The sequence below is a fragment of the Trinickia sp. genome, from assembly GCF_057351765.1.
This window is the reverse complement of the sequence record NZ_JBMRBK010000083.1, coordinates 1-3,860: the sequence shown is the minus strand read 5'-3', so window position 1 is coordinate 3,860 and position 3,860 is coordinate 1. Positions and strand designations below refer to the sequence as shown.

General features: G+C 63.9%; 2 protein-coding genes. Both read left to right on the top strand.

The genetic code is table 11. The features are described 5' to 3' along the window. A partial coding sequence (gene pdxA / locus ACO1XS_RS23495) for a 4-hydroxythreonine-4-phosphate dehydrogenase PdxA (protein ID WP_486391825.1) occupies positions 1-2,383 on the top strand: 2,383 nt, incomplete at its 5' end. 75 nt (positions 2,384-2,458) lie between these two features. Then, the gene (locus ACO1XS_RS23490) at positions 2,459-3,853 is read left to right on the top strand and encodes a sodium:solute symporter family protein (RefSeq protein WP_331566498.1); all 1,395 of its coding nucleotides are present in this window, start codon (positions 2,459-2,461) and stop codon (positions 3,851-3,853) included. Positions 3,854-3,860 lie beyond the last annotated feature (7 nt).

Genomic DNA, 3,860 nt, shown 5'->3' with positions numbered 1-3,860 from the left:
GAGTTCGTCCGCGCAACGGCAGGCGCCGAAACTCCTCGTCGTCGGCGACGATCTGTCCGGCACGGCCGACAGCGCCGTTGCCTGCGTCCGCTGCGCGATGCGTGCGCGCGTCGTGCTCGACGCCCATGGCGCAACGAATTCAGCGCCATCGGCGTCTCCGCTTGCCGCGAACGAACACGTCGATGTGTTGGCGGTCGATACCGATTCGCGTCGATCGGTCGCATCGGAAGCAATGGCCGTCACCGCCGAGGCATGGCAGGTATTCGGCGCCGGCCGGCGTCTTTTCAAAAAGATCGACTCGACGCTGCGCGGCAATATTGCCGCCGAGATCTGTGCGCTGACCGATCGTGCAGGCATGGCCATCGTCGCACCTGCGTTCCCGCACGCGGGACGCACCACGCGTAACGCACGACAAATGGTGTTCGGTGTGCCGGTCGAAGAGTCTGAGCTCTGGCGCAACGAAGGCATCGTCGGCAAGGGCGATTTGCAAGCGATGCTGTCCGTTGCGGGCCTGCGCGTGGCGACCGTCGGCCTGTCCGGCATTCGCAACGGGCCGACCGAGCTCGCTGCGACGCTGGCTTCGCATCGAACGAGCGGCGTGCAGGCCGTCGTCTGCGATGCGGAGACGGATGACGATCTGCGTTGTATCGCACAAGCTTCGATAGCGCTCGATCAAGTGTTCTGGGTCGGTTCCGCGGGGTTGGCCGCGCCGCTCTTCGAAGCGCTTTGCGAAGCGGGCGCCGGAACGGCACCTTCCGCACCTTCCATCGAAACCCTGCCGGGCTCGGCTGCGCTCCGATCGGGACTGCATCGATCGCCGCGCGGGGTACTCGTCGTCGTGGGCAGCATGTCCAGTGTGTCCCATCGTCAAGTCGCCATGCTGCAGGCCAATGCAGCCGGCTCGATCGAACGCATCGACATCGACGCTACGGCACTGACCGAGCCGGCCCATCCCGACGCCCTCGCACTGGCCGATCGTGTCGGGCAGGCATTGGCGGCAGGACGCCATGTCGTCGTCTCGCTCGGGCAGGATCAGCGGCTCGATGCTGCCGACGGTGCGCGCTTCGTCAATCATCTGGCTGCCCATCTCGTGCCCGCGGCAGTTCACGCGGCAGCGCTCCTCGTCACCGGCGGCGAGACCGCGCGCGCCCTGCTTTCGGCAATGGGCGTGCGCTCGCTCGCCGTCGCCGAGGAACTCGAATCGGGCGTCGCGCTGCTCGTGGCGGACGAGGGCGAGTGCCGCGGTCTGGCCGTCGTCACGAAGGCCGGCGGCTTCGGCGAGCCCGACACACTTTACCGAGCCTGGCGCCGGCTCGTCGCCTTTCGAGAGGAGGGTGCCTTGGCATCGCCATCATTCACCGAAGAGGAAACCATGACATATCGTCCGGTAATCGGCATCACGATGGGCGATGCTGCCGGCGTGGGACCCGAGATCATCATGAAGAGCCTCGCGCATCGTTCCGTGTACGACGGCTGCCGGCCGCTCGTCATCGGCGATGCCAAGCGCCTCGTCGATGCGGGACAACGCGTCGGCGTCGAATTGCGCGTTCGCGCCATCGCCGAACCGAGCGAAGCGCGCTTCGCTTTCGGCGAGGTCGATTGCATCGATCTCGGCCTGATCCCACCCGATCTGCCCTACGGCAAGCTCTCGGCCATCGCGGGCGATGCGGCCTACCGCTATATCGCGCGCACGGTAGCGCTGACCTCGTCGGGTGCGCTCGACGCCATCTGCACGGCACCGTTGAACAAGGAAGCCCTGCATGCCGGCGGCCATCTTTTCCCGGGCCATACCGAAATGCTCGCGCATCTGACCGGCATTCCCGAAGTGTCGATGATGCTGGTCGCGCCACGCCTGCGCGTCATTCACGTCACGACGCATATCGGGCTTCTCGACGCCATCGCGCGCATCGAGCCGGGCCTCGTTCAGCGCACCATCGAGCGGGCTCACGACACGCTGGTACGTGCGGGGATCGACGAGCCGCGCATCGGCGTGTGCGGAATCAATCCGCACGCGGGCGAGAATGGCCTGTTCGGCTACGGCGAAGAAGAGGAAAAGATCATGCCTGCGATCGAGGTGCTGCGCGAACGCGGATGGAATGTGGAAGGTCCGCTGCCGGCCGATACGCTTTTCTTCCGGGCGGGACGAGGCGATTTCGATGTCGTCGTCGCGATGTACCACGATCAGGGCCATGGCCCCGTCAAGGTGATGGGGCTCGAGGCGGGCGTCAACGTGACGGTCGGGCTGCCCGTCATTCGCACCTCCGTCGATCACGGCACCGCCTTCGACATCGCGGGTAAGGGTATCGCGGACGAACGCAGCATGCTGGAAGCGCTGAAACAGGCACAAGACCTGGCAACGCGACGCGCCGTTCAGGCGGCTTGAACGCAACGCAAAGGTTGGACGCAGCTCGCCGCGTCCAACCTGGCGCCGAATAAAGTCAACCGGCAGGAGACATTCATGAATCGATTCACCGTGTGGGATACGGCCGTCATCGTCGCGATGGTCGCCGTTTATATCGTCGTGACGACCTGGATCAGCCTGCGGCTGCGCAGCAAGACAAACGAGCAATTCATGGTGGCCGGTCGCTCGATGCCGACGATCGTCGTCGCCATTCTTCTGATGTCCGAGTTCATCGGCGCGAAATCGACGGTCGGTACCTCGCAAGCGGCGTTCAGCGTGGGCCTCGCGGCGTCGTGGTCCGTCATCGCAGCGTCCATCGGCTTCCTGCTTTTTGGACTGTTCATGGCGAAGCGGCTTTATCGCTCGGGCGAGTTCACCATTTCGGGTTTCATCGCGCAGAAATACGGCAATGCCGCCAAGCTCGTCGTCTCCGCGATCATGATCTATGCGCTGTTCATCGTGAACGTGGGCAATTACGTCAGCGGCGCGGCCGCCATTGCAACGGTGATGCGTGTGAATCTGCCAACCGCCGCGCTGATCACTGCGGTCGTCAGTACGCTTTACTACGCCTATGGCGGATTGAAGAGCGTCGCCTATGTGACGATTCTGCATAGCGCGGTCAAGCTGCTCGGCATCGCCGTTCTCGTGTGGGTCGCGTGGTCGATGACGGGCGGGATCAGCGCGATGAGTCATTCGATGCCGGCCCATTACTTCAGTTGGAACGGCACGCTGAGCGGCAGCAAAATCGGTGCGTGGGTCATCGGTACCGCAGGCGCGATCTTCTCGACGCAATTCATCATTCAGGCGATCTCCGGTGCGCGCTCCGCGGACGAAGCCCGGAATTCGACGTTGATCGCAGCGGCGCTTTGCGTGCCGATCGCGCTTGCGTTGGGATTCATCGGCGTCTCGGCGAAGTTCCTGTTCCCGAACATGAAGAGCCTTTACGCGCTGCCGATTTTTCTGCAGCATATGCACCCGCTGCTTGCCGGCCTCGTGACGATTTCGCTCGTGGCATCGATCTTCGTCAGCGTCAGTACCGTCGCGCTCGCGATCGCATCGCTGATCGTCAAGGATTTCTACGTGCCGCGTTATCGGCCCACGCCTGAGCGCGAGTTGCAGATGACACGGAATATCTCGTTCGTCGTCGGTTTCGTGCCGCTCATCTTCGTGCTGTTCGTCCCGCAAATTCTGGCGCTCTCGTTCTTCACGCGCGCGCTCAGGCTGTCGGTCACCGTTGTTGCCCTGATCGGCATCTATCTGCCGTTCTTCAGCAGCAGCCGCGGTGCCATCGTCGGGATGGTGCTGGCCACCCTCGCGACGACGGTCTGGTATCTGCTCGGCAATCCGTTCGGTCTCGACAACATGTACATCGCGCTGGTCGTACCCGCGCTCGTCATGGTGGCGGAACGGCTCATCCCATCGTCGTCGCAACGGCAAACCGCACTGCGCTGACGCGCGG